The following is a 19,310-nucleotide window of genomic DNA, read 5'->3' on the forward strand; positions in this document are numbered from 1 at the left end:
CCGTCCGGATCTTGACTGGGATCTGTTCCGGAAAAAATCTGGTGCTGCCGGAGAGATTTGAACTCTCGACCTCTCCCTTACCAAGGGAGTGCTCTACCCCTGAGCTACGGCAGCCCTTGCTTCGGTTCTCAACGGCGATCAGACGGCAGATTGTCTCCGTCAGCCGCGGTCCGTGTCGCGCTCCCGATCAGATCGAGAGGCTGTAAACGACTGAAGCGGCCCGCTATTGCCACAGCTTGAACAGGAGTGCAAGCGCAAACGGGCGATTGCTGCGACAAGTTTCGAAAAGCTTGGAAATGGCCGCGCCGGAACCCGTCATGCCGGCGCATCGTGTGCGATCCGGGCCAGGCGAGCACACGTTTTTGCATGAACTTGCGGTCGAGCCCGCATCTGTCGTCCCGCAGGTCGACCGCTGTCGGCCCGGTCAGGCGTGCGAATGCCGGGTCAACGCCCGGAGCGCGACCAGGTGACAAGATCTTCACCCGTGCACGCTTTTGCGTTATCAAATGCGCATCATGACCGACAGGACCGATCCAGAATCAGGGGCCAAGCAACGCAGGGCCGAAGTCGAGCGTCTGGCCGCAAAGCGTGCCGAGCGCAGCGCCGCACAGTTGCGTGCCAACCTGCAGCGGCGCAAGGCACAGGTCCGTGCCCGCCGTGAGGGCCAGGCCGACGAAACCGAAGGACTGCCCGCATCCGGCGGCCAGGCTGCCCGAAAGGGCGGCGATTCCGATTAACTGCGGACCGGTCCTTGTGTTGCCGCATTCCCGTTGATGGTCTAAACAGCGCACCAGATATTTTTCAGGGCCTGGCCGCCGGGGCACCGGCGCAACCCGAAACTTCAAGAGGACAGCATGGATCGCATCAGGATCGTTGGCGGGAATCCGCTCAATGGCGTCATTCCGATTTCCGGCGCGAAGAATGCGGCCTTGCCGCTGATGATCGCCTCTCTGCTCACCGACGATACGCTGACGCTGGAAAACCTCCCGCATCTCGCCGATGTCGAGCAGCTGCAGCGCATTCTGGGCAATCACGGCGTTGATATCGCCGTTGTCGGCCGTCGCGAGCGCCAGGACACGGCCTATGCCCGTACCGTGCATTTCACCGCTCGTACCATTGTCGACACCACCGCACCCTATGAGCTTGTCTCGAAGATGCGCGCCAGTTTCTGGGTCATCGGTCCGCTTCTGGCCCGCATGGGTGAAGCCAAGGTTTCACTGCCAGGCGGATGCGCCATCGGCACCCGCCCTGTGGATCTTTTCATCGAGGGGCTGCAGCACCTCGGCGCCGAGATCGAGATCGAAAACGGCTACGTCAATGCTCGCGCTCCCAAGGGCCTGATCGGCGGCCGTTACGTGTTTCCCAAAGTCTCGGTCGGCGCCACCCACGTCTTGCTGATGGCTGCGACGCTGGCCAAGGGTCAGACGGTGATCGAAAACGCCGCGCGCGAGCCGGAAGTCGTCGATCTGGCCAACTGCCTGATTGCCATGGGCGCCAAGATATCCGGCGCGGGCACCCCGACCATCATCATCGATGGCGTTGCCTCGCTGTCGGGCGCCCGCCACCGGGTCCTGCCCGATCGCATCGAGACCGGAACCTACGCCATGGCGGTCGCGATGACCGGCGGCGACGTGCTGCTGGCAAACACGTCCGAAGCGCTCCTGGAAAGCGCGATGCTGGCATTGCGCCGGTCAGGCGCCGAGGTTACGCCCGAAGCCGACGGCATCCGCATCCGCAAAAACGGCAGTGAAATCCTGCCGGTCGACGTGACCACGGACCCGTTCCCGGGTTTCCCGACCGACCTGCAGGCGCAGTTCATGGGGCTGATGACCCGCGCCAACGGCATCTCGCACATCACCGAGACGATCTTTGAAAACCGCTTCATGCATGTGCAGGAACTGGCCCGGCTCGGCGCGAAGATTTCGCTGTCCGGACAGACCGCCACAGTCACCGGCGTGCCGGTCTTGCGCGGCGCCCCGGTGATGGCGACCGATCTGCGCGCCTCGGTATCGCTGGTGATCGCAGGCCTCGCAGCGGAGGGTGAAACCGTGGTCAACCGGGTCTACCATCTCGATCGCGGCTTTGAACGGCTGGAAGAGAAGCTCACCAATTGCGGTGCTGTCGTCGAGCGCATCAGCGGATAACCCGGAACAGCGGCACGACCGGCGCCAGAGCGCAATGGCATTCACCACCTTCTGCGCATTGCGCTTTGCCCTGGCCGCACCTACCTTGCAGTGCAGCACCCGCCTTGCGGCGGATGTGGCTGTAGATGCAAGTCTCTCGAGGATCCTATGGACAGTTTGAAACTGATTGCACTTGATGATGCCGACCTGGCCGTGATTTCCGCCTGTCTGCAGGACGCCGTCTTCAAGACCGGCGACACCGCATTCCGGGGCAAGGGCGGCGCCTTTACGCTTGAGGCCAACCGCTTTGTCTGGGAAGAAGGCAAAAGCAGGAAGACCTTCGAGCGCCGCCGGGCGCTGCTCGCGGTGAAGCAGGTTCGTTCGGTCAGGTCCCGCGGTGTCAATCTCAAGGATGCCGACACTGTGCACGCGCTGCTGGCCTTGCGTTTTCTACCAGGTCAGGAGGCGCCCGCCGGCACGGTCGAACTGGTTTTGTCCGGCGGCGCAGTGATCCATCTGGATGTCGCCTGCATAGAAGTACAGCTTGCCGATGTTGGCGGCGGCTGGGAAACCAAATTCAAGCCGCGCCATCCGCTGGGCGGCTGATTTGAACGACATGACATGGGGGCAGGGCATTGGTACTGAGGCTTGATTACCGGCAGGCGGATTTTGAAAGCCGGTTCGCTGCGTTTCTGACCACCAAACGTGAGGTTTCGGTGGACGTGGAGGCCGATGTTCGGGCGATCATTGCCGAGATTCGCGCCCGTGGCGACGAGGCCCTGCACGATTACAGCCAGCGATTTGACCGAATCGACACCCGCACGCTCGGCCTTGCGGTAAGTGCCAAGGAAATCGAGGCAGCCTTTGAAGCCGCCGATCCCGAGATCATAGCCGCGCTCGAATTCGCCCATGACCGGATTTTCAGCCATCACAGCCGGCAGATGCCGAAAGACGATCACTATGTCGATGCGCTGGGCGTCGAGCTCGGCTCGCGCTGGACGGCCATCGAAGCCGTTGGGCTTTATGTTCCTGGCGGCACGGCGAGTTATCCCAGTTCGGTGCTGATGAACGCGGTGCCGGCCAAGGTGGCGGGCGTCGAGCGCATCGTCATGGTGGTGCCGGCGCGGAACGGGGTGCTCAACCCGGTGGTGCTGGCCGCAGCCCGCATTGCCGGCGTCAGCGAGATCTACCGGATCGGCGGCGCCCAGGCGATTGCAGCCCTCGCCTATGGCACCGAAACCATCCGCCCTGTGGCCAAGATCATGGGGCCCGGCAATGCCTGGGTGGCCGCTGCCAAGCGCCAGGTCTTCGGCACCGTCGGCATCGACATGATCGCCGGGCCGTCGGAAGTGCTGGTCATGGCCGATCCCGACAACAATCCCGACTGGATCGCGGCCGACCTGCTCGCCCAGGCCGAACATGACGTCGGTGCGCAATCGATCCTGATCACCCGTGACGAGGCTTTCGGCGCGGCGGTGATCGATGCGGTGGAACGGCAAATGGCGACACTCGGCCGCGGCGACACGGCGCGCAAGAGCTGGGCGGATTACGGCGCCGTCATTGTGGTGCCTGACTGGGAGGCCGCACTGCCGCTCGCGGACCGCATTGCTGCCGAGCATCTTGAAATCGCCACCGATGACGCCGAGGCGCTCGCCGCAAGGGTGCGGAACGCCGGCGCCATCTTCATTGGCCGCCACACGCCAGAAGTTATCGGCGACTATGTCGGCGGCTCCAACCACGTGCTGCCCACGGCACGCTCGGCCCGGTTCTCTTCGGGGCTATCGGTTCTCGACTATGTCAAGCGCACCTCTATTCTCAGGCTCGGCTCTGAGCAGTTGCAGTCGCTCGGCCCTGCTGCCATAACATTGGCGCAGGCCGAGGGGCTTGATGCCCATGCGCGCTCGGTGTCGATCAGGATGAACCAGCGTGGCGAAGGGCCGGATGGGGGCCGGTAACGGGAATGACAGCGGCGGACACTCAACGGCTCTGTGATGTTGTGCTCGATGAAACCATCGGCCGCGCAACCCCTGACATTGAGCATGAGCGCGCCGTCGCCATTTTCGACCTCATCGAGGAAAACAGCTTCGAGCCGGTCGGTCACGACAAGGGTCCCTACAAGCTCAAGCTCTCGCTGATCGATTCCAAGCTGGTGTTCTCGATCGCCACACAGGCCGATGAGCCGATCACCACGCATATCCTCTCGCTGACGCCGTTCCGGCGCATCGTCAAGGACTATTTCATGATCTGCGAAAGCTATTACGAGGCAATCCGCTCCTCGACGCCGAGCCAGATCGAAGCGATCGACATGGGTCGGCGCGGCATTCACAATGAAGGTTCGCAGACCCTGATGGACCGGCTGGATGCCAAGATCCGGATGGATTTCGATACCGCCAGGCGGCTTTTCACGCTGGTCTGCGTGCTGCACTGGCGCGGATAGAGCCCGCCATGGCGGACGACATCGAAGCAAAGCCCGCCAATGCCACGCCCGGTGCGGTGTTGTTCGTCTGCGGTATGAATGCGATCAGATCGCCGATGGCCGAAGCGATTGCCCGTTCGGTGCTGCCGCAGGGCACCTATATTGCCTCTGCCGGGGTCCGTCCGGGCGAGCGGGATCCGTTCGTCGATGTGGTATTGGCTGAACTCGGACTTGATCTGGGTGAGCGGCAGCCGCAGACGCTCGATGAGCTCGAAGACGATTACTTCGACGTCATTGTTACCCTGGCGCCGGAGGCTCACCACCGGGCGCTGGAACTTACCCGCGGCAACGCCGTTGAGGTGATCTACTGGCCGACGCCGGACCCGACGGTTGCAACAGGAACCCGTGAACGCATTCTTGATGCCTATCGAGACGTGCGTGACATGCTCAAACAGCGCATCGGTGAGGGCAGGGGTTGGTCCCGGGCGCCGACAACCATGTGAATCAATTTGGTTCACAAAGCGCTCGTCTTTGTGTAGGTTCCGGCCAAATTTCAGGCCTGCGCATCATGCGCCGCCTTTTTTGCAAGAGAAAGACAGACACTGAATGGCGAAAGAAGAAGTCCTAGAATTTCCTGGCGTGGTCACCGAATTGCTGCCGAATGCAACTTTTCGGGTAAAGCTCGAAAACGAGCACGAGATCATCGCTCACACCGCCGGCCGCATGCGCAAGAACCGCATCCGCGTGCTGGCCGGTGACAAGGTGCTGGTCGAGATGACACCTTACGATCTGACCAAGGGCCGCATCACCTATCGCTTCAAGTAAGCACCGGGTGTGACGCCGCATGGCACGCTCGCAAAAACTGATTCTCGCGTCCGGTTCCCCGCGCAGGCTTGAGCTGCTCGATCAGGCCGGCATTGCTCCTGACCGGCTGATGCCGATGGATCTCGACGAGGCGCCGCAGCGCTCAGAACATCCGCGCTCGCTTGCACGGCGGCTGTCGCGTGAGAAGGCCGAGGCAGCCCTGTCGGAGACCCGGGCCGACCCGGCCTGGAAAAACGCGCATATCCTTGCCGCCGACACAGTGGTGTCCGTCGGGCGCCGGATTCTGCCAAAGGCAGAACAGATCGACGAGGCATCCAACGCGCTCTACCTGCTCTCGGGCCGCAATCATCGGGTTTTCACCGGCATTTGTGTGGTGACTCCCGACCATACCATCCGTCAGAAGATCGTTGAGACGAAGGTCCGCTTCAAGCGTCTCTCCAATATCGAGGTCGAGAGCTATCTGGCATCGGGTGAGTGGCGCGGCAAGGCTGGGGGGTACGCCATCCAGGGCCTGGCCGGAAGCTTCGTGGTCAAGCTTGTCGGCTCCTACACCAATGTCGTTGGCCTGCCGCTTTACGAAACGGTCAGCCTGCTGACGGGTGAAGGCTATGATGTTCATTACAAGTGGCTCGAAGGCTGAAGCGATGAATGACGGTCCCATCGACACCGGCAAGGTCACACCTTTGCGCAAGGCGCAGCCGTGTCCCGAATGTGGACGTCCCTCGACGCGTGGCAGCTATCCTTTCTGCTCGGAACGCTGTCGCTCGATCGATCTCAATCGCTGGCTGGTTGGTGGTTATGCCATTCCGGTCACCGAAGTCGAAGACAATCAGGACGATGATTTCGACGACCGCGGCTAGGCTTCTGCGGTGTTTTTTTGCCGAACCGAAAAAACAGCAAAAAGGATGCTGGACAGTGCCTTTCAAGATGGTATAACGCGCTCGCTTTCGGTGTTGGAGAAGTCCACCGCCGCAAGCTTCTGGCCCGGCCCTCGTGGTTCCCGGACCGGTTGCCCGGATAGCTCAGTTGGTAGAGCAGCGGATTGAAAATCCGCGTGTCGGTGGTTCAAATCCGCCTCCGGGCACCACTTCCTTCCTGAAATCAATGTCACGATGGGCTTGCAACCTTACACCTGTTGCAGGCGATGCTTGTAGGTAACGACCAGCTGGAAAAGGTGTCTTGCTGCTGCGGATGCTGTTGATGACATTGCAGCGGCACCCCACCAGGCAGCGTGATGGTTCGCGGTCGACGGGTCGGTGTGGCGGTTCATCTGGTGAGCAGTTATCGCAAGCATTGTTTCACCGGAGTTGATCTCGCAAAACCTGGTCGCTTCGTGGTAGTGATCCTTGATTCAAACGTGACAAGGCATACGAAACGTCGATGGCAGCCCTTGACCAAACAAGAGCCGGGAAGTTGATGGCCGAAGCCGGCCTCGACGCGATCATCCTTCTGTCTCCTGAGAGTTTCCGATACGCAACCGGAGCCTTGCCGGGTGTTGCCACGATGTGGCGCAACGCCGGTGCGGTCGCCGTCCTGATACCTGCGGATGAAACCTCCGAGGAGGCAGCGGTTGTCAGTGACCTCTTCGCCCGATCCTTTCGCAACACCAGTCACATCACTGACGTCCGTGAAAGTCCGATTTGGGTGGAAACAACGAACCTGGAAGCCGTGGACCCGGAACTGCCCCCCGAAGAGGCTGTTGCCACGGCATGGCATTCCTCGGGCCGCTCCGAGGGCTTTCAGCGCCCGGAAACCTTTGACCCGATGAATTGCTACCGCCATCTGGCGGATATCCTGAGCGAACGCGGCCTTGACCGGGCACGTATCGGCTTCGAAGCCTCGGCAATTTCCGCAAGCGACGTTGGTGCGTTCCAGGCTGCGCTCGGCAATGTGGTTCTGGTTGATGCATCGGACCTGATCACACGCCTCAAGATGGTCAAGACAGCTGAGGAGATAGCTCACTTGCGCCTGGCTGTCGAAATCGCGGAAGGCGGTATCAGGGCTGTGCAGGAGGCGATTCAGCCTGGTGTCACGCGCAACGCCCTTGCCGAAGCCTGGAAGATGTCGATTGAGAACCACAGCGAAAGCAAGGCGTTGAGTGGAAGCTGGGAATATATCTCCGTCGGGAAAAACCCATGGGGAGGCAATGCAGCCGCGAGCCCGGGCGACCTGATCAAGGTTGATGTCGGCTGCCTTGTGAATGGCTACACTTCGGACACGGGTCGTACCTTTGTTCTTGGCACGCCCTGTGAACGCCAGACACGCCTCTTCGATGCGCTTATGGACGGTTTCGTTGCAGGGTCCGACCTGTTGCGTCCAGGGGTCCCCCTGTCAGAGGTCTATCGCGCCACGCTCGCCGGTATCAGGGCTGCCGGGTTTCCCGGCTATTCAAGAGGCCATTTCGGGCATGGGCTCGGCGCGGGACTGGGCAGCGAAGAGTGGCCGTTCATTTCAGCGCGGTCGGATGTCATCTTCGAGCCGGGAATGGTCATGGCCTTCGAGTGCCCCTGGTACATCGACGGGCTTGGTGGGATGATCATCGAAAACCAGCTGCTGATTACAGACACCGGTCACGAGATGATGAACCGCCTGCCGCTGGATCTGGTTCGCATTCCGGTCTGAGCGACGCATCTCACATCAGCGCACCGGGCAGGAACAGCGCGATTTGCGGCACCATTGCCAGTACCAGGATCCCGGCCAGCAGAATCAGCCAGTAGGGAATGGTGGCGACGGCGGCCTCGCCAAGCGATACCCGCTCTTTCGTTACCGAGACCAGCACTGAAAGATTTAGCCCGACGGGCGGTGTCACCTGACCGATCTCGATGAGAATCGTGATGATGACGCCCAGCCAGATCGGATCGTAACCGAGCCCCACCATCAGTGGCACCACGATCGGCAGCGTCATGATCATCAGTGACAGCCCGTCGAAGAAGCAGCCAAGCACCAGATATATCAGCACCACCAGAAAGAGCACCTGCAGGGCGCCGAGTTCCGCAGCACGTACAGTTTCCAGAATGGACTGCGGAACACCAAGCAGGCTGACTGCCTGCGCAAGAATGGTTGCACCCATGACGACAAATGCAATGGACGCGAAGAGAAGGATCGCTGCATAGAAGCTTTCGGCAAGTGACTTCAGGGTTAGGGTTCCCCACAAGCGGCCAACGATGATGGTCGCGATCACTCCGATCCCGGCAGCTTCTGTGGGCGTCGCGATGCCGAATGCGATGCTGCCCATGATCGCGATGATGAGAAGCATAAAAGGCCAAAGACTGAGCAGTTTGAACAGTATTGTCCGGATTCCTGCCGACTCCTCGTTTCTGGGTGCAAGCCCTTGCCGTGTCAGGCAGCGCACCAAAATGTAGGCCATGAATGCTGCCGCAAAGAGGAGGCCCGGGACAAGTCCGGCAAGAAACAGCCGGCCGATCGAGGTTTCTGTGAGTGCGCCATAGATCAACAGCGAAAGGCTGGGCGGAATAAGCAGTCCCAGCGTGCCGCCCCCGGCCAGCGACGCGACAACCATGCGCCGATCATAGCCGCGCTCGGTCATTTCCGGATAGGCGACCGAACCGACCGCCGCCGCGGTTGAGAGGCTGGACCCGCTGACCGCGCCAAACAATGTGCAGACAGCAATATTGGTGTGCAGCAATCCACCGGGAACCCGCTGGAACAGGGGTGTCAGGGCGGAGTATATCTTCTGGCTGACCCCGCTGCGCAGCATGATCTCACCCAGAATGATGAACAGCGGAATGGCGCTCAGCGTAAACGAGTTGAGAACGTTCCAGACGGCGTCCACAGCCACATAGGTCGAGCCGCCGGCAAGGAAGTGCAGGATCAAGAGCCCGGTAAGACCCAGCGCCGCGCCGAGTGCAAGGCCCGACCCGGCAATGACGGTCAGCCCGCCAACCAAAACGCCCCAGAAACTAAGCATGTCTTTCCTTCCGCCTGCTCGCGACTAGCCGGTCTTGTTGCGTTGGAATTGCGACGAGGCACCCAGAAGAAACGCAACCACGCTCAAGGCCATGGAAAGGGGAAGCAGTGCCATCCAAGGATACAAAAGTAGCCGCCCGACCTCGGTCTTGATGTTGCGGTCGATTGCGAATTCAAGCCAGGGCAGGCAAAGCGCCAGAAACCAGAGGCAGAAAGCCGCGCCGAAAAGAGCTGACAGTCTGTGAGCCCAAATCCGTGCCCTTTCCGGCAATGCCGACACGAGCACCAGGACGCGGACGTGATCGGCACGAAGGGTGACAAGCGGAAGCGCCAGAAAAAACGCGGCCGTCATCAGCAGGCCGACAATTTCCTCGGTGAACCGGAAAGGCGCGAACGCAAAATATCGCATTGTCACACTTGCGCCGATCAGGACGACGATGGCGCAACCCGCCATCGCCGCAAGCACTGCCATCGCAATGAAGACGGGTGTCAGAAAAGCGCCGATGCGCACGGCAATGTTCGGGGTCCCTTTGTCCGGGGCCCCACCCTTTTTCTCGTCATCGCGCAAATTCAGCGTCCCAGGACGTCTAGAATGCGCTGCCGGTATTCGGGTGCCTTGCCGCCCGCTTCCTCGGCCATCGCCAGCCACGTCTGCGAGGCAGCGTCGAGGAACTTGGCGCGATCTTCGTCCGAGAACGGTTCCAGAAACTCGATACCCTGTTCGGCAAGCTTGTCGCGCGCAGCCTGCTCGTTTTCCTCTGCCTTGGAATACTCGTTGGTGCGCTCCCACACGCGTGACGCGGCTGTGCTGACCGCCTCACGTTCTGCATCGCTCAGTCCCTCCCATGCCCCTTTCGAGGCACCCAGAACATAGGGAACGCCTGCTACGGGATAGAGGTAGGAGGCGTACTTGGTTACTTCTTGCAGCGAAATCGTATGCGCGAACAGCGCGGGATAAACGGCACAATCGACGACGCCGGTCTGCAGAGCCACGTACAGATCGTTCTGGCCGACGATTTGCGCCGCAACGCCCAGCTTGGTGAAGGTTTCAACCTGATCGTTGCTCCAGACACGCAGCTTCTTGGTCTTGAGATCCTCCAGCGTGCGAACCGGGTCTTCCCGGCAGAAGATCGAAGCTTTCAGAAGCGGCAGCGCCATGAACCCGGTCGGAACAATATCGAGTTCGGCCAGGACCTCGGTGTATATTTCCTGGATTTCCGGGAGTGCTGCGATCAATTCCTCCGGGCTGCCGACCGACCCCTGGATCATGACAGCATTCAATGCGGGCACGTCCCGACCGAGATAGTTCGCCCATACAAGGCCCATCTCGACTGCTCCGCGCGGTAACCACCGGGCCACATCATTGTCCTTGAGGTTCAACGAACCGCCATGAAAGACATCGATCGTCAGGCTGCCCCCGCTGAGTTCGGCTACGTCATCGGCAAAAGTTTCCAGTTGCGCCGACTCCCCGCGGCCCTCCGGAAGCCCGTTGTTGAATTTCCATTCTCCGGCATTGGCAGCACCAGAAGCAAGGCCTGCAATCATCGCAGCGGATATGAATCGGCGAACAAGTTTAAACATCATTTTCTCCCTGTTTTGTCAGAAGTTAGCCGCAAGCCGGTAATCCCGCAATGGGCAGAACGCGACTTGACGCCGGTCGACAGATGCGTCTGTCGCTCAGGCTCCCTGCGAGCCGCAGAGGCATGACGGCACAGGTGAGTCAAACGGACGACCTGATCGCCAGCGGCGACCCTTCGGTCCAGCTTTGTCGATCACCAGGAGCTCGCATTGGTGCAGATCGCCCTGTGCGTTCAGGATGTCGATCTTGCGTCGGCGATGAGCTGGAGGGCTTGCTAAGCGGCCGTTGTTGCGGTTCCTTAAGACAAGGGAAGCAGGTAGGAGCGTGCTATGAGGAAGTTGGCGGCGGGAGTGGCTTGTGCCTTTGTTGTGGCGAGTGCATCGGCATTCGCGCAAGACATCAGCTTTCGCAGTCCTACGGGCAACATTCACTGTATGATCCTCTCAGGAGCTGACATAGGCGCGCGCTGTGACTTGTTAGATTTCGCTCAGTCATACCCTCGCCCGGCGGATTGCGATCTCGACTGGGGGTTTGCATTCGCAGTCGGCGCTACCGGGGCAGGGCAGCCGATCTGTGCAGGCGATACCATCATCGATCCCAATGCCCCGGTGCTCGATTACGGACATTCGGTGACCGGCAACGGCATTACCTGCACCTCGGCCAGGACCGGCGTGACTTGCGTGAATGCTAAAGGCCACGGCTTCACCGTTGCCCGGAGCACCCAGAAAGCTTTTTGATCGCGCTGCTGGGGCTTGCTTCTCCAGCGAGTCTTTTTCTCACAAAAACCGGGAGTGGTCGTGTGACAGACGCCGCGCATCCAATCGGATGCGCAAAGGTCGCTGCAATACTTTGAAATGGTGCATGTAAGTTGTCGTCAAATGACTCCACTTGAACTCGACATGCATCGACCAGCAGAAAGCCAGCCAGATTGGAGAGTTCGCGGTAAGATACGGCATGTTTGGCGATCGTGACGGTACGGTGGCGATCAAGCGCAACGGCACTCCTCGGTCGGCTACCAGTAGGTTCCGCTGGAGTTGGTCGTCGGTCGTAATTTGACCATGGAAAATCTGCAGCATTCGCGGCAGGTGCACGGCCATGTTCTCGCAAGTGATGGATTGCCTGCGAGAGCCTTAGCCGGAGGGAAGACCCGCCCGGCTTAGCCAGGCCTTTGCCTCAACACTGCGCCATCCGATCCGGACAAGGGATCGTGTTGTTGGTCCGTGCCAATCCTGTCCACGTACCAGTCAATGCAGCCATGTAGGATGTTCCGGGGACCAATTAATAAAGCTGCTTTGACTGGGTGGACCAAAAAAATCAATGTACCAATCTGCCCTCATGCGCCAGCGATCGTCCAGTTTGGAGGCGTTCTAAACTGTACTGTTTGACTCCAGTTTCCACATACATTACCGAATGTTTCGAGTTCGATTTGATTGGGGGCGGGGCATTGGAGCTCGGCACAATCGAATTGGAAGGGTCTGGCAGTCTCGACAGCCCTGACGCTGTCAGTGAGGTAAGCCCCTTGATCGTTTGCAGCTGCAACGTTGTGTCGAAGAAAGACATTGAGAACGTCGTCGTGGAGTTCCTCAAAGCCGACGAGTGGCAATTGATCACGCCGGGAAAGGTGTATCAGGCGATGAGCGCTCGCGGAAAATGCTGTGGCTGTTTTCCCGGCGTGATCGACATCATCGTCCAAACGACCCAGCGCTACCACGCCGAGATGCAGAGTCCCGAGCCGAAGGTGGTGGATCTGCTCAAGCGCATTGCAGACCAGCGGCTGCGTATGGATGCCGCAAAAAGGAAGTCTGCGGTCAAGAGACAGTCGCCACTCGTGGCCTGATGGTGCAAAATGCAATGCGTTTTCTCCACAAGGACACCGACGGATTATGAAAAAGAGCAAGAAAGTCATCGAATGCCTGAATGAAGCCCTGTTTCTGGAGCTCGGTGCGGTCAACCAGTACTGGTTGCACTACCGCCTGCTTGACGACTGGGGCTACAAGAAGCTGGCTGCGAAGGAGCGGGCGGAGAGCATTGAAGAGATGCAGCATGCCGACAAGATCATCGAGAGGATCATTTTCCTCGACGGTTTTCCGAACTTGCAGACGGTTGCACCGCTCAGGATCGGGCAGAACATCCGCGAAGTGCTCGAGTGCGATCTGGCCGGCGAGCAGGATGCCTGGAACGCCTACACCAAATCACGCGACATCTGCGAGAAGGAAGGGGACTACGTCAGCAAAAACCTGTTTGAGGCCCTCATCGCCGACGAGGAGGGACATATCGATTTCCTGGAGACACAGATCGAGTTGCTTGGGGATCTGGGCGTGCAGAAATATGGCCAGTTGAACGCGTCTTCGGCGGACGCCGACTGATCAGTCAAGAGGCAAAAATGACAGCTGTTCTGCGAGAACCGGGCCTCTTCTGGCATCGGTGAGGGAATTTTATACGCACGCCAACGCGAATGCATGGCAGCGTTGTATGACCAAATACTTTTCATTATCAGCTGCTTTCGGCAAACTTGGGTACAGCCGCCACCAGCCTGGAAGCGGGGCGCTGGCTGCCTTTGGGGTCGGCCTGGTCGCCGCCGCCTTGCTTGCCGCGGCTGGTCCGGCGGCCGCTGCAGATGGCACAGATCTTCCTCGTGTCCGCAACGATCTCGATCCCAGCGACCGCAAACGTGTGGAGCAGGTGGTTGGGCCCGCGGGCAGTTTCCAGACCCCTGAACGGTGCGAACGGATGCAGGGTGGCGCGGGAACATCCACCAAGCTTGTCAATCGCGCCGCCTTTCGCAATTCAACGCCAAGCTGACCTTCGAACGGAAACAGACCTTCAAGCTCGGCAACGCCCTTTTCCGCAAGCTCTGGGTGTCATCTCCTTTTTCGACGCTGGCCTCAGACGGGCTCGGGCCTCTTTTCAATGCGAGAGCATGTCAAAGTTGCCACATCAAGATCGGTCGCGGGCATACACCTGAAGCTCAATCTCGCGTCCATGGCGAGGTCCAGGCGCGGGGTGGCGGTTTTGTCAGCTCCAGCGAGACCGGGCCTTTTGACCAGGCAAGCCAAACGCTGGCTTGGGGCAATCAGATCGATGCTGTCTGAAAAAGGTTGCTCGGAGAGCCGATATGACCATCGAAGCAGCCGGATTTGAGCTGCCGGTATGTCGGGCTGCGCCAAGGAAAGCGACACCAGAACTGCGATTTCTTGCAATCAGCGGTTAAACTGTTTGTTTTTGAGCATATCAACGAAACGGGGTTGTAGACTGCGTCACTACAACAGCCGTCAGTGGTCTCTGTAGCTCAAAAGATCCGTTTGAGCCGCCCGTGGGGTTCTCTTGTCCGAAGGTGAAGTGAGAAACTTGCGAGAGTGGTGATCGCGATCAATATCGCGCCTATTTCCAGAACAATCATTGCTCGACCCCAGCTGACATCATTGTCATCGTCGCAGTATTAGCTACACGACGCGACTTGTCTGAAACTTGCGCTCCGACAATTGGGTGGCTCGAGACTGACCTGTGGTTGGTCAAGCGCTGGCTGATTTGCAGTGGCGATATGATTAACACTGGTAACCGGTGTTAACCTTCGGGCAAGGATTAATACGTAAAAAACAAACTAATCTCCGGATTGTGGAATTGTGCGTTCGTTCCGTTCCCACAAAGGCATGAAGCCGCTCCGAGGTTCCGGCAAGATCCGGATTTCCAGAGTTTCATGGGCCAGACGGCGCAAGGTATGAAGATACTGGCTGTGTCCTGTCAGCAGACGCGACAGGTGCCTCCGATATTTTGCCACCACCTATGCTGCACCGCAGGCCCGACAGGTTTCTTGGCTTCTAGCCGGTTGTTGGGGTTAAACGCGTGGGGCACGTTCAAGCAAGGGTGAGGGATGCAGCTGCGGCTGATGGCCTGCGTGCGCGCCTCGATCTGACCAGGCTTGATCAGGACAGCAGCGATCGTCTGCGCGATATGCGCCCCATGATCGAAGCCGAATCCCGGGTTGCGTTGTCTGCCTTTTTCGAACGTCTGCAAAACACGCCCGAGATTGCCTCCCTGTTCACATCCAGCCGTCAGATCGACCGGTTGGAAGAACTTGAAGTCGCGCATTGGTCGATCTTGGCTGACGGCCGGTTCGACGGGCTTTATGTTGACCGCTCGGTCATCCTGGGAGAGGTTCGCCAGCGTATCGGACTGGATGCCGGCTGGTCGATCGGTGGACATGCGCTTGTGCTCGAACGGGTGATCCGCCGCCTGGTCGAAGAAAGCCGGACCGGTCTGTTCCAGGCGTTCTCGCGCAAGGCCGACCGAAACCTTCTCGCTGACCGACTGGTGGATGTCGTAAAGGCAACCCTGATCGATATCGACATGCAGGTGTCGCACCGGCTGAATTCCCAAGCCAAGGTAATGGCAAGTCAGCGCCAGGGCCAGATCAACGAAGAGCGTGACCTCGTGGCCGCGACCCTGGGTGCAGCATTGGCACGACTGGCCGATGGCGATCTCTCCGTGCGCATTGAACCTCAGGCCATCGGGATCCACCAGCAGGCAGCAGACGATTTCAATCGTGCCGCCAGCCGTCTCGAAGAGTTGATCGCGGGGTCTGAAGCCAACCTGCGCAAAGCCCAGCAGCTTGCAATTCAGTTGAGTGCCGACCTCGAAGCCGTCCGTGTCGAGATCGAACGCCACGGCAATTCGGTCGGCGAGGAACACGAAGGACTTGCATCGATTGCAAGCCGCATACGCCTGACCGCTGAGAATGCAATGAAGGCCGAAAACCTGATAGCGGATGCCCGTACCAGTGCCGAGGCCGGTGATCGGGTTGTCGGTGAGGCCATCGACGCCATGGCGGGCGTCGAAAATTCCGCCGAGCAGATCGGCAAGATTATTTCGGTGATTGAGGAAATCGCCTTCCAGACCAATTTGCTGGCGCTCAACGCAGGCATTGAGGCGGCCCGCGCCGGTGATGCCGGCCGCGGCTTTGCAGTGGTCGCCACCGAAGTCCGCGCCCTTGCCCAACGGTCCGCGGGCGCAGCCAATGAAATCAAGGAACTGGTCTCGGACGCCAAATCCCATGTTGGACGCGGTGTCGCACTGGTTGACGAGACCCGGACGGCCATTTCCGGGCTTGTCGACCAGGTTGGCACCATTTCCCAATCGGTCGCCGGTGTCGGTACCCAGGCCCAGGCTGAAGCTGACCACATCGCTGATTCGGCAACGTCTCTGGGCCGTATTGCGACATCGATCAACACCGGCGGAGCACGCATTTCAAGCGCAGCTGAAACCGGGGCCGATCTTCATCTCGTCATCACTGAGCTTGGCGAGCAGATCCGGCTGCATCGGCAGGAACGCCACGCCGGGTTTCAAAGCGTCGAAATGTCAACTGAGCCGGCAGCCGTGCCATCCTCACAGCACCACGTCCAGAGGAGGCTCGCGTGACGATCCTGATTGAGCAACAGGTCGCAACCAACAGCTTTCGCCCATTCACAAGTAAGGATAGCCGACATGTCGTCTGACGGTACATCACCGAAGGTTCTGAAACTGCCGGAGGTTCTCGACCTCAACGCAGCCAGCCGCCTTCACGAACAGGTTCTTGCCCACAAGGGTGAGGACATCGATATCGATGCATCTGAAGTGAGCCGCGTTGGTGCTCAATGTATCCAGGTGCTGCTTGCAGCTGCGAGGAGCTGGCGCGCCGAGGAACAGAACTTCAGGGTTGCTCCAGCTTCCGATGTGTTCGTCAAGACACTGCAGCTACTGGGAATTTCGGATGAAGCTCTGCTTCCAAAGGAGATACTGAAATGAAGAAGAAGGTTCTCACGGTCGACGACTCGCGAACGATCCGCAACATGCTTCTGGTCACTCTGAACAATGCCGGCTTCGACACCGTGCAGGCTGAAGACGGGGTCGAAGGTCTGGAAGTTCTCGAGGAGTCCAACCCCGATGTCATCGTCACGGACATCAACATGCCGCGGCTTGATGGCTTCGGCTTCATTGAAGGCGTGCGGCAGAACGAACGTTTTCGAGCGATTCCAATTCTGGTTCTGACGACTGAGAGCGACGCGGAGAAAAAGAACCGCGCCCGTGAAGCCGGAGCAACCGGTTGGATTGTCAAGCCTTTTGACCCGTCCAAACTGATTGCAGCCATCGAGCGTGTAACTGCCTGACAGGATCTTTCCTATGGATATGAATGAAATCAAGGAGATCTTTTTCCAGGAATGCGAGGAACAGCTCGCAGAACTGGAATCCGGTCTGCTCCGACTCAATGATGGCGATACCGATCCGGAAACGGTAAATGCGGTTTTTCGCGCCGTGCATTCGATCAAGGGTGGCGCTGGAGCTTTCGGGCTCGATGATCTCGTCTCCTTCGCGCATGTGTTCGAGACAACACTTGATTGCGTTCGATCCAACAAGCTTGAGGCTTCTCCGGATCTGCTCAAGGTCATGCTGCGCTCAGCCGACGTGCTGTCGGACCTGACAGCGGCGTCCCGCGACGGCGGTACGGTCGAGGCCTCACGTACTTCTGGTCTGGTGGCTGAACTTGAGGCCTACGCCAAGGGACAGCCGTTGCCTGGCGCTGCTGCTCCGGCGGCTCCGGCGGCACCGGCACCGCAATCTGAAGCCCCCGAATCGCCGGTTGAAGAGGCGCCGGCTCCGACCGATGACAGCGGCTTCCAGCCGGTCCCGTTCAGCTTCGACGGCATCGATGATGATGATGAACTGGCAATTGGTGGCGGAGCTTCGGTCTTCACGGTTCGCTTCAAGCCCCGCTCGGACCTTTATGCCAAGGGCAATGAAGCTGTACTGATCCTGCGCGAACTCTCCAAGGTCGGCGAACTCCAGGTGCGCTGCGAGACAGATGATCTGCCATCGCTGGATCTGCTTGATCCGGAAGGGGCCTACTTCTCGTGGCTGATCCGGGTTGAAACCGAAAGCGATGAAGAAGCCATCCGCCAGGTGTTCGAGTTCGTCGAATGGGACTCCGCCGTCGAAATCACGGCTGGCGCCGATGAAGAGGCTTTCACTGCGCCCGACGCAATGGGTGAAGACCAGCCGATGGCCGCAGTGCCGTTTGATCTCTCGCTGCTGGAGGATGCGCCGGTTGTTGCCGCCGAAGCCGCGGCCCCGGAATCGGTCCCTGCTACCCAGGAGCCGGCTCAACTGGCCCCGGCAAACATGCCGCGCGCTGCCAAGGCAATCGCCGCGGAAGCCGAGAAGAAGGAAGCAGCGGTTCCCGCGGTTCCTGCCGCACCGCAGACCATCCGCGTGGACCTGGACCGCGTTGACCGCCTGATCAACCTGGTCGGAGAGCTGGTCATCAACCAGGCGATGCTGGCGCAAAGCGTTGTCGAGAACGAAAGCGGTGGATCCTCTGCGGTCAACCTTGGCCTGGAAGAGCTGCAGCAGCTGACCCGTGAGATTCAGGACAGTGTCATGGCCATCCGCGCCCAGCCGGTCAAACCGGTGTTCCAGCGCATGGGCCGTATTGTTCGCGAAATCGCCGACATGACCGGCAAGAGCGTCAAGCTGGTGACCGAAGGCGAAAACACCGAGGTCGACAAGACGGTGATCGACAAGATCGCCGAACCTTTGACACACATGATCCGCAACGCCGTCGATCATGGCCTGGAAGGTCCGGAAAAGCGCACGGAACTCGGCAAGAATCCCGAAGGCGTGCTGAAACTGAGCGCAAAGCACCGGTCCGGACGGATCGTGATCGAGATCGCCGACGATGGCGCCGGCATCAATCGCGAGCGGGTCAAGGCAAAGGCCATCGAAAATGGCCTGATCACGCCGGAAGCCAACCTCAGCGACGAGGACATCGACAACCTGATCTTCCATCCCGGATTCTCTACAGCCGACAAGATCTCCGACATTTCCGGACGTGGCGTCGGCATGGATGTGGTCAAGCGCTCCATCCAGGCACTGGGAGGCCGGATCTCCATCACCTCCAAGCCGGGCAAGGGCTCGGTATTCACCATGAGCCTGCCGCTGACACTGGCGGTGCTGGACGGAATGGTGGTGACGGTTGCCGAACAGACGCTGGTTGTTCCGCTTACCGCCATCGTCGAAACGCTGCAGCCTGAAAAGAGTGATATTCACTCCTTCGGCCCAAGCCAGCGGCTCATCGCCATCCGCGATACCTTCTGCCCCCTGGTTGATGTCGGCAACATCCTCAACTTCCGCGCCGACCTTGCCAATCCGGTCGATGGAGTGGCGTTGCTGGTCGAATCCGAGGGCGGCGGTCAGCGCGCACTCATGGTCGACGCCATCCAGGGTCAGCGCCAGGTCGTCATCAAGAGCCTCGAAGCCAACTACACGAATGTGCCCGGCATTGCCGCGGCAACCATTCTCGGCGACGGTCGCGTGGCTCTCATCCTTGACGTTGACGCTGTTGTCACGGCTTCTCGCGGTCAGCCGCTCAGCCCTGACATGATGCTCGCAGCGACCGGGTAAGGGGGAA

General features: G+C 59.7%; 21 protein-coding genes and 2 tRNA genes. 19 read left to right on the forward strand and 4 right to left on the reverse strand.

The window, feature by feature from the left end:
- Positions 1–39: 39 nt before the first annotated feature.
- Positions 40–114 (reverse strand) — tRNA-Thr (locus CRO46_RS15020).
- Between the two features lie 401 nt (positions 115–515).
- Here CRO46_RS15020 and CRO46_RS15025 point away from each other — a divergent pair.
- The 11 genes from CRO46_RS15025 to CRO46_RS15075 all read left to right on the forward strand — a co-directional run bounded on the left by CRO46_RS15025 (position 516) and on the right by CRO46_RS15075 (position 7,986).
- A complete protein-coding gene (locus CRO46_RS15025) occupies positions 516–737 on the forward strand; it encodes a hypothetical protein (protein ID WP_097108708.1) in 222 nt (73 codons plus the stop codon).
- A gap of 117 nt (positions 738–854) precedes the next feature.
- Positions 855–2,144 (forward strand): UDP-N-acetylglucosamine 1-carboxyvinyltransferase, encoded by a 1,290-nt coding sequence (gene murA, locus CRO46_RS15030; RefSeq protein WP_097108589.1) that lies wholly within the window; start codon positions 855–857, stop codon positions 2,142–2,144.
- A gap of 147 nt (positions 2,145–2,291) precedes the next feature.
- Positions 2,292–2,729, forward strand: coding sequence for a DUF2948 family protein (locus CRO46_RS15035; protein WP_097108590.1), 438 nt, complete (start codon positions 2,292–2,294; stop codon positions 2,727–2,729).
- A 29-nt stretch (positions 2,730–2,758) separates the two neighbouring features.
- The gene (gene hisD / locus CRO46_RS15040; protein ID WP_097108591.1) at positions 2,759–4,078 is read left to right on the forward strand and encodes a histidinol dehydrogenase; all 1,320 of its coding nucleotides are present in this window, start codon (positions 2,759–2,761) and stop codon (positions 4,076–4,078) included.
- Between the two features lie 5 nt (positions 4,079–4,083).
- Entirely contained in the window at positions 4,084–4,560 is a 477-nt protein-coding gene (locus CRO46_RS15045) for a UPF0262 family protein (RefSeq protein ID WP_097108592.1), read from the forward strand.
- Between the two features lie 8 nt (positions 4,561–4,568).
- Positions 4,569–5,042 (forward strand): arsenate-mycothiol transferase ArsC, encoded by a 474-nt coding sequence (locus tag CRO46_RS15050; RefSeq protein WP_097108593.1) that lies wholly within the window; start codon positions 4,569–4,571, stop codon positions 5,040–5,042.
- Positions 5,043–5,145: 103 nt separating this feature from the next.
- Complete coding sequence (infA, locus tag CRO46_RS15055) at positions 5,146–5,364, forward strand: translation initiation factor IF-1 (protein WP_004435948.1); 219 nt, start codon at positions 5,146–5,148, stop codon at positions 5,362–5,364.
- A gap of 19 nt (positions 5,365–5,383) precedes the next feature.
- Positions 5,384–6,004, forward strand: coding sequence for a Maf-like protein (locus CRO46_RS15060; protein ID WP_097108594.1), 621 nt, complete (start codon positions 5,384–5,386; stop codon positions 6,002–6,004).
- Positions 6,005–6,008: 4 nt separating this feature from the next.
- Positions 6,009–6,224: a DNA gyrase inhibitor YacG gene (gene yacG / locus CRO46_RS15065; RefSeq protein WP_097108595.1), complete on the forward strand. Its 216-nt coding sequence runs from the start codon at positions 6,009–6,011 to the stop codon at positions 6,222–6,224.
- 151 nt (positions 6,225–6,375) lie between these two features.
- A tRNA-Phe gene (locus CRO46_RS15070) sits at positions 6,376–6,451 on the forward strand.
- Between the two features lie 293 nt (positions 6,452–6,744).
- A complete protein-coding gene (locus CRO46_RS15075) occupies positions 6,745–7,986 on the forward strand; it encodes a M24 family metallopeptidase (RefSeq protein ID WP_097108596.1) in 1,242 nt (413 codons plus the stop codon).
- Positions 7,987–7,996: 10 nt separating this feature from the next.
- On the opposite strand, the gene CRO46_RS15080 is transcribed toward CRO46_RS15075, so the two are convergent.
- Genes CRO46_RS15080 through dctP form a run of 3 tightly spaced genes read right to left on the reverse strand, consistent with a single transcriptional unit; the run spans position 7,997 to position 10,872 of the window.
- Positions 7,997–9,292: a TRAP transporter large permease gene (locus tag CRO46_RS15080; protein WP_097108597.1), complete on the reverse strand. Its 1,296-nt coding sequence runs from the start codon at positions 9,290–9,292 to the stop codon at positions 7,997–7,999.
- 24 nt (positions 9,293–9,316) lie between these two features.
- Entirely contained in the window at positions 9,317–9,859 is a 543-nt protein-coding gene (locus tag CRO46_RS15085; RefSeq protein ID WP_210421530.1) for a TRAP transporter small permease, read from the reverse strand.
- 2 nt (positions 9,860–9,861) lie between these two features.
- Entirely contained in the window at positions 9,862–10,872 is a 1,011-nt protein-coding gene (gene dctP / locus CRO46_RS15090) for a TRAP transporter substrate-binding protein DctP (RefSeq protein ID WP_210421531.1), read from the reverse strand.
- Positions 10,873–11,199: 327 nt separating this feature from the next.
- On the opposite strand from dctP, the gene CRO46_RS15095 reads away from it, so the two are divergent.
- The 8 genes from CRO46_RS15095 (at position 11,200) to CRO46_RS15130 (ending at position 19,303) form a co-directional block, all read left to right on the forward strand.
- The gene (locus tag CRO46_RS15095; RefSeq protein ID WP_097108599.1) at positions 11,200–11,607 is read left to right on the forward strand and encodes a DUF6636 domain-containing protein; all 408 of its coding nucleotides are present in this window, start codon (positions 11,200–11,202) and stop codon (positions 11,605–11,607) included.
- Between the two features lie 707 nt (positions 11,608–12,314).
- On the forward strand, positions 12,315–12,707 hold the full coding sequence (locus tag CRO46_RS15100) for a (2Fe-2S)-binding protein (RefSeq protein WP_244577911.1): 393 nt from the start codon (positions 12,315–12,317) through the stop codon (positions 12,705–12,707).
- A gap of 46 nt (positions 12,708–12,753) precedes the next feature.
- Positions 12,754–13,236 carry a bacterioferritin gene (gene bfr / locus CRO46_RS15105; protein ID WP_097108600.1) on the forward strand — a complete coding sequence of 161 codons (483 nt, stop codon included), beginning with the start codon at positions 12,754–12,756 and terminating at the stop codon, positions 13,234–13,236.
- A gap of 354 nt (positions 13,237–13,590) precedes the next feature.
- Entirely contained in the window at positions 13,591–13,962 is a 372-nt protein-coding gene (locus CRO46_RS20345) for a di-heme oxidoredictase family protein (protein WP_425479282.1), read from the forward strand.
- Between the two features lie 751 nt (positions 13,963–14,713).
- The gene (locus CRO46_RS15115; protein ID WP_097108601.1) at positions 14,714–16,285 is read left to right on the forward strand and encodes a methyl-accepting chemotaxis protein; all 1,572 of its coding nucleotides are present in this window, start codon (positions 14,714–14,716) and stop codon (positions 16,283–16,285) included.
- A gap of 66 nt (positions 16,286–16,351) precedes the next feature.
- Positions 16,352–16,651, forward strand: coding sequence for an STAS domain-containing protein (locus CRO46_RS15120; RefSeq protein ID WP_097108602.1), 300 nt, complete (start codon positions 16,352–16,354; stop codon positions 16,649–16,651).
- Positions 16,648–17,013, forward strand: coding sequence for a response regulator (locus CRO46_RS15125; RefSeq protein ID WP_097108603.1), 366 nt, complete (start codon positions 16,648–16,650; stop codon positions 17,011–17,013). The genes CRO46_RS15120 and CRO46_RS15125 overlap by 4 nt, the downstream gene beginning before the upstream one ends.
- 13 nt (positions 17,014–17,026) lie before the next feature.
- Positions 17,027–19,303 (forward strand): chemotaxis protein CheA, encoded by a 2,277-nt coding sequence (locus CRO46_RS15130; RefSeq protein WP_097108604.1) that lies wholly within the window; start codon positions 17,027–17,029, stop codon positions 19,301–19,303.
- Positions 19,304–19,310 lie beyond the last annotated feature (7 nt).

The sequence above is a fragment of the Parahoeflea halophila genome, from assembly GCF_900220985.1.
GTDB classification, from domain to species: Bacteria; Pseudomonadota; Alphaproteobacteria; order Rhizobiales; family Rhizobiaceae; genus Hoeflea; species Hoeflea halophila.

Excerpts from the sequence above, each read along its gene's own strand:
- CRO46_RS15025 (WP_097108708.1), top strand. The coding sequence starts at position 516 with ATGACCGACAGGACCGATCCAGAATCAGGGGCCAAGCAACGCAGGGCC.
- murA (WP_097108589.1), top strand. The coding sequence starts at position 855 with ATGGATCGCATCAGGATCGTTGGCGGGAATCCGCTCAATGGCGTCATT.
- CRO46_RS15035 (WP_097108590.1), top strand. The coding sequence starts at position 2,292 with ATGGACAGTTTGAAACTGATTGCACTTGATGATGCCGACCTGGCCGTG.
- CRO46_RS15045 (WP_097108592.1), top strand. The coding sequence starts at position 4,084 with ATGACAGCGGCGGACACTCAACGGCTCTGTGATGTTGTGCTCGATGAA.
- CRO46_RS15050 (WP_097108593.1), top strand. The coding sequence starts at position 4,569 with ATGGCGGACGACATCGAAGCAAAGCCCGCCAATGCCACGCCCGGTGCG.
- infA (WP_004435948.1), top strand. The coding sequence starts at position 5,146 with ATGGCGAAAGAAGAAGTCCTAGAATTTCCTGGCGTGGTCACCGAATTG.
- CRO46_RS15060 (WP_097108594.1), top strand. The coding sequence starts at position 5,384 with ATGGCACGCTCGCAAAAACTGATTCTCGCGTCCGGTTCCCCGCGCAGG.
- yacG (WP_097108595.1), top strand. The coding sequence starts at position 6,009 with ATGAATGACGGTCCCATCGACACCGGCAAGGTCACACCTTTGCGCAAG.
- CRO46_RS15075 (WP_097108596.1), top strand. The coding sequence starts at position 6,745 with ATGGCAGCCCTTGACCAAACAAGAGCCGGGAAGTTGATGGCCGAAGCC.
- CRO46_RS15080 (WP_097108597.1), bottom strand. The coding sequence starts at position 9,292 with ATGCTTAGTTTCTGGGGCGTTTTGGTTGGCGGGCTGACCGTCATTGCC.
- dctP (WP_210421531.1), bottom strand. The coding sequence starts at position 10,872 with ATGTTTAAACTTGTTCGCCGATTCATATCCGCTGCGATGATTGCAGGC.
- CRO46_RS15095 (WP_097108599.1), top strand. The coding sequence starts at position 11,200 with ATGAGGAAGTTGGCGGCGGGAGTGGCTTGTGCCTTTGTTGTGGCGAGT.
- bfr (WP_097108600.1), top strand. The coding sequence starts at position 12,754 with ATGAAAAAGAGCAAGAAAGTCATCGAATGCCTGAATGAAGCCCTGTTT.
- CRO46_RS15120 (WP_097108602.1), top strand. The coding sequence starts at position 16,352 with ATGTCGTCTGACGGTACATCACCGAAGGTTCTGAAACTGCCGGAGGTT.
- CRO46_RS15125 (WP_097108603.1), top strand. The coding sequence starts at position 16,648 with ATGAAGAAGAAGGTTCTCACGGTCGACGACTCGCGAACGATCCGCAAC.
- CRO46_RS15130 (WP_097108604.1), top strand. The coding sequence starts at position 17,027 with ATGGATATGAATGAAATCAAGGAGATCTTTTTCCAGGAATGCGAGGAA.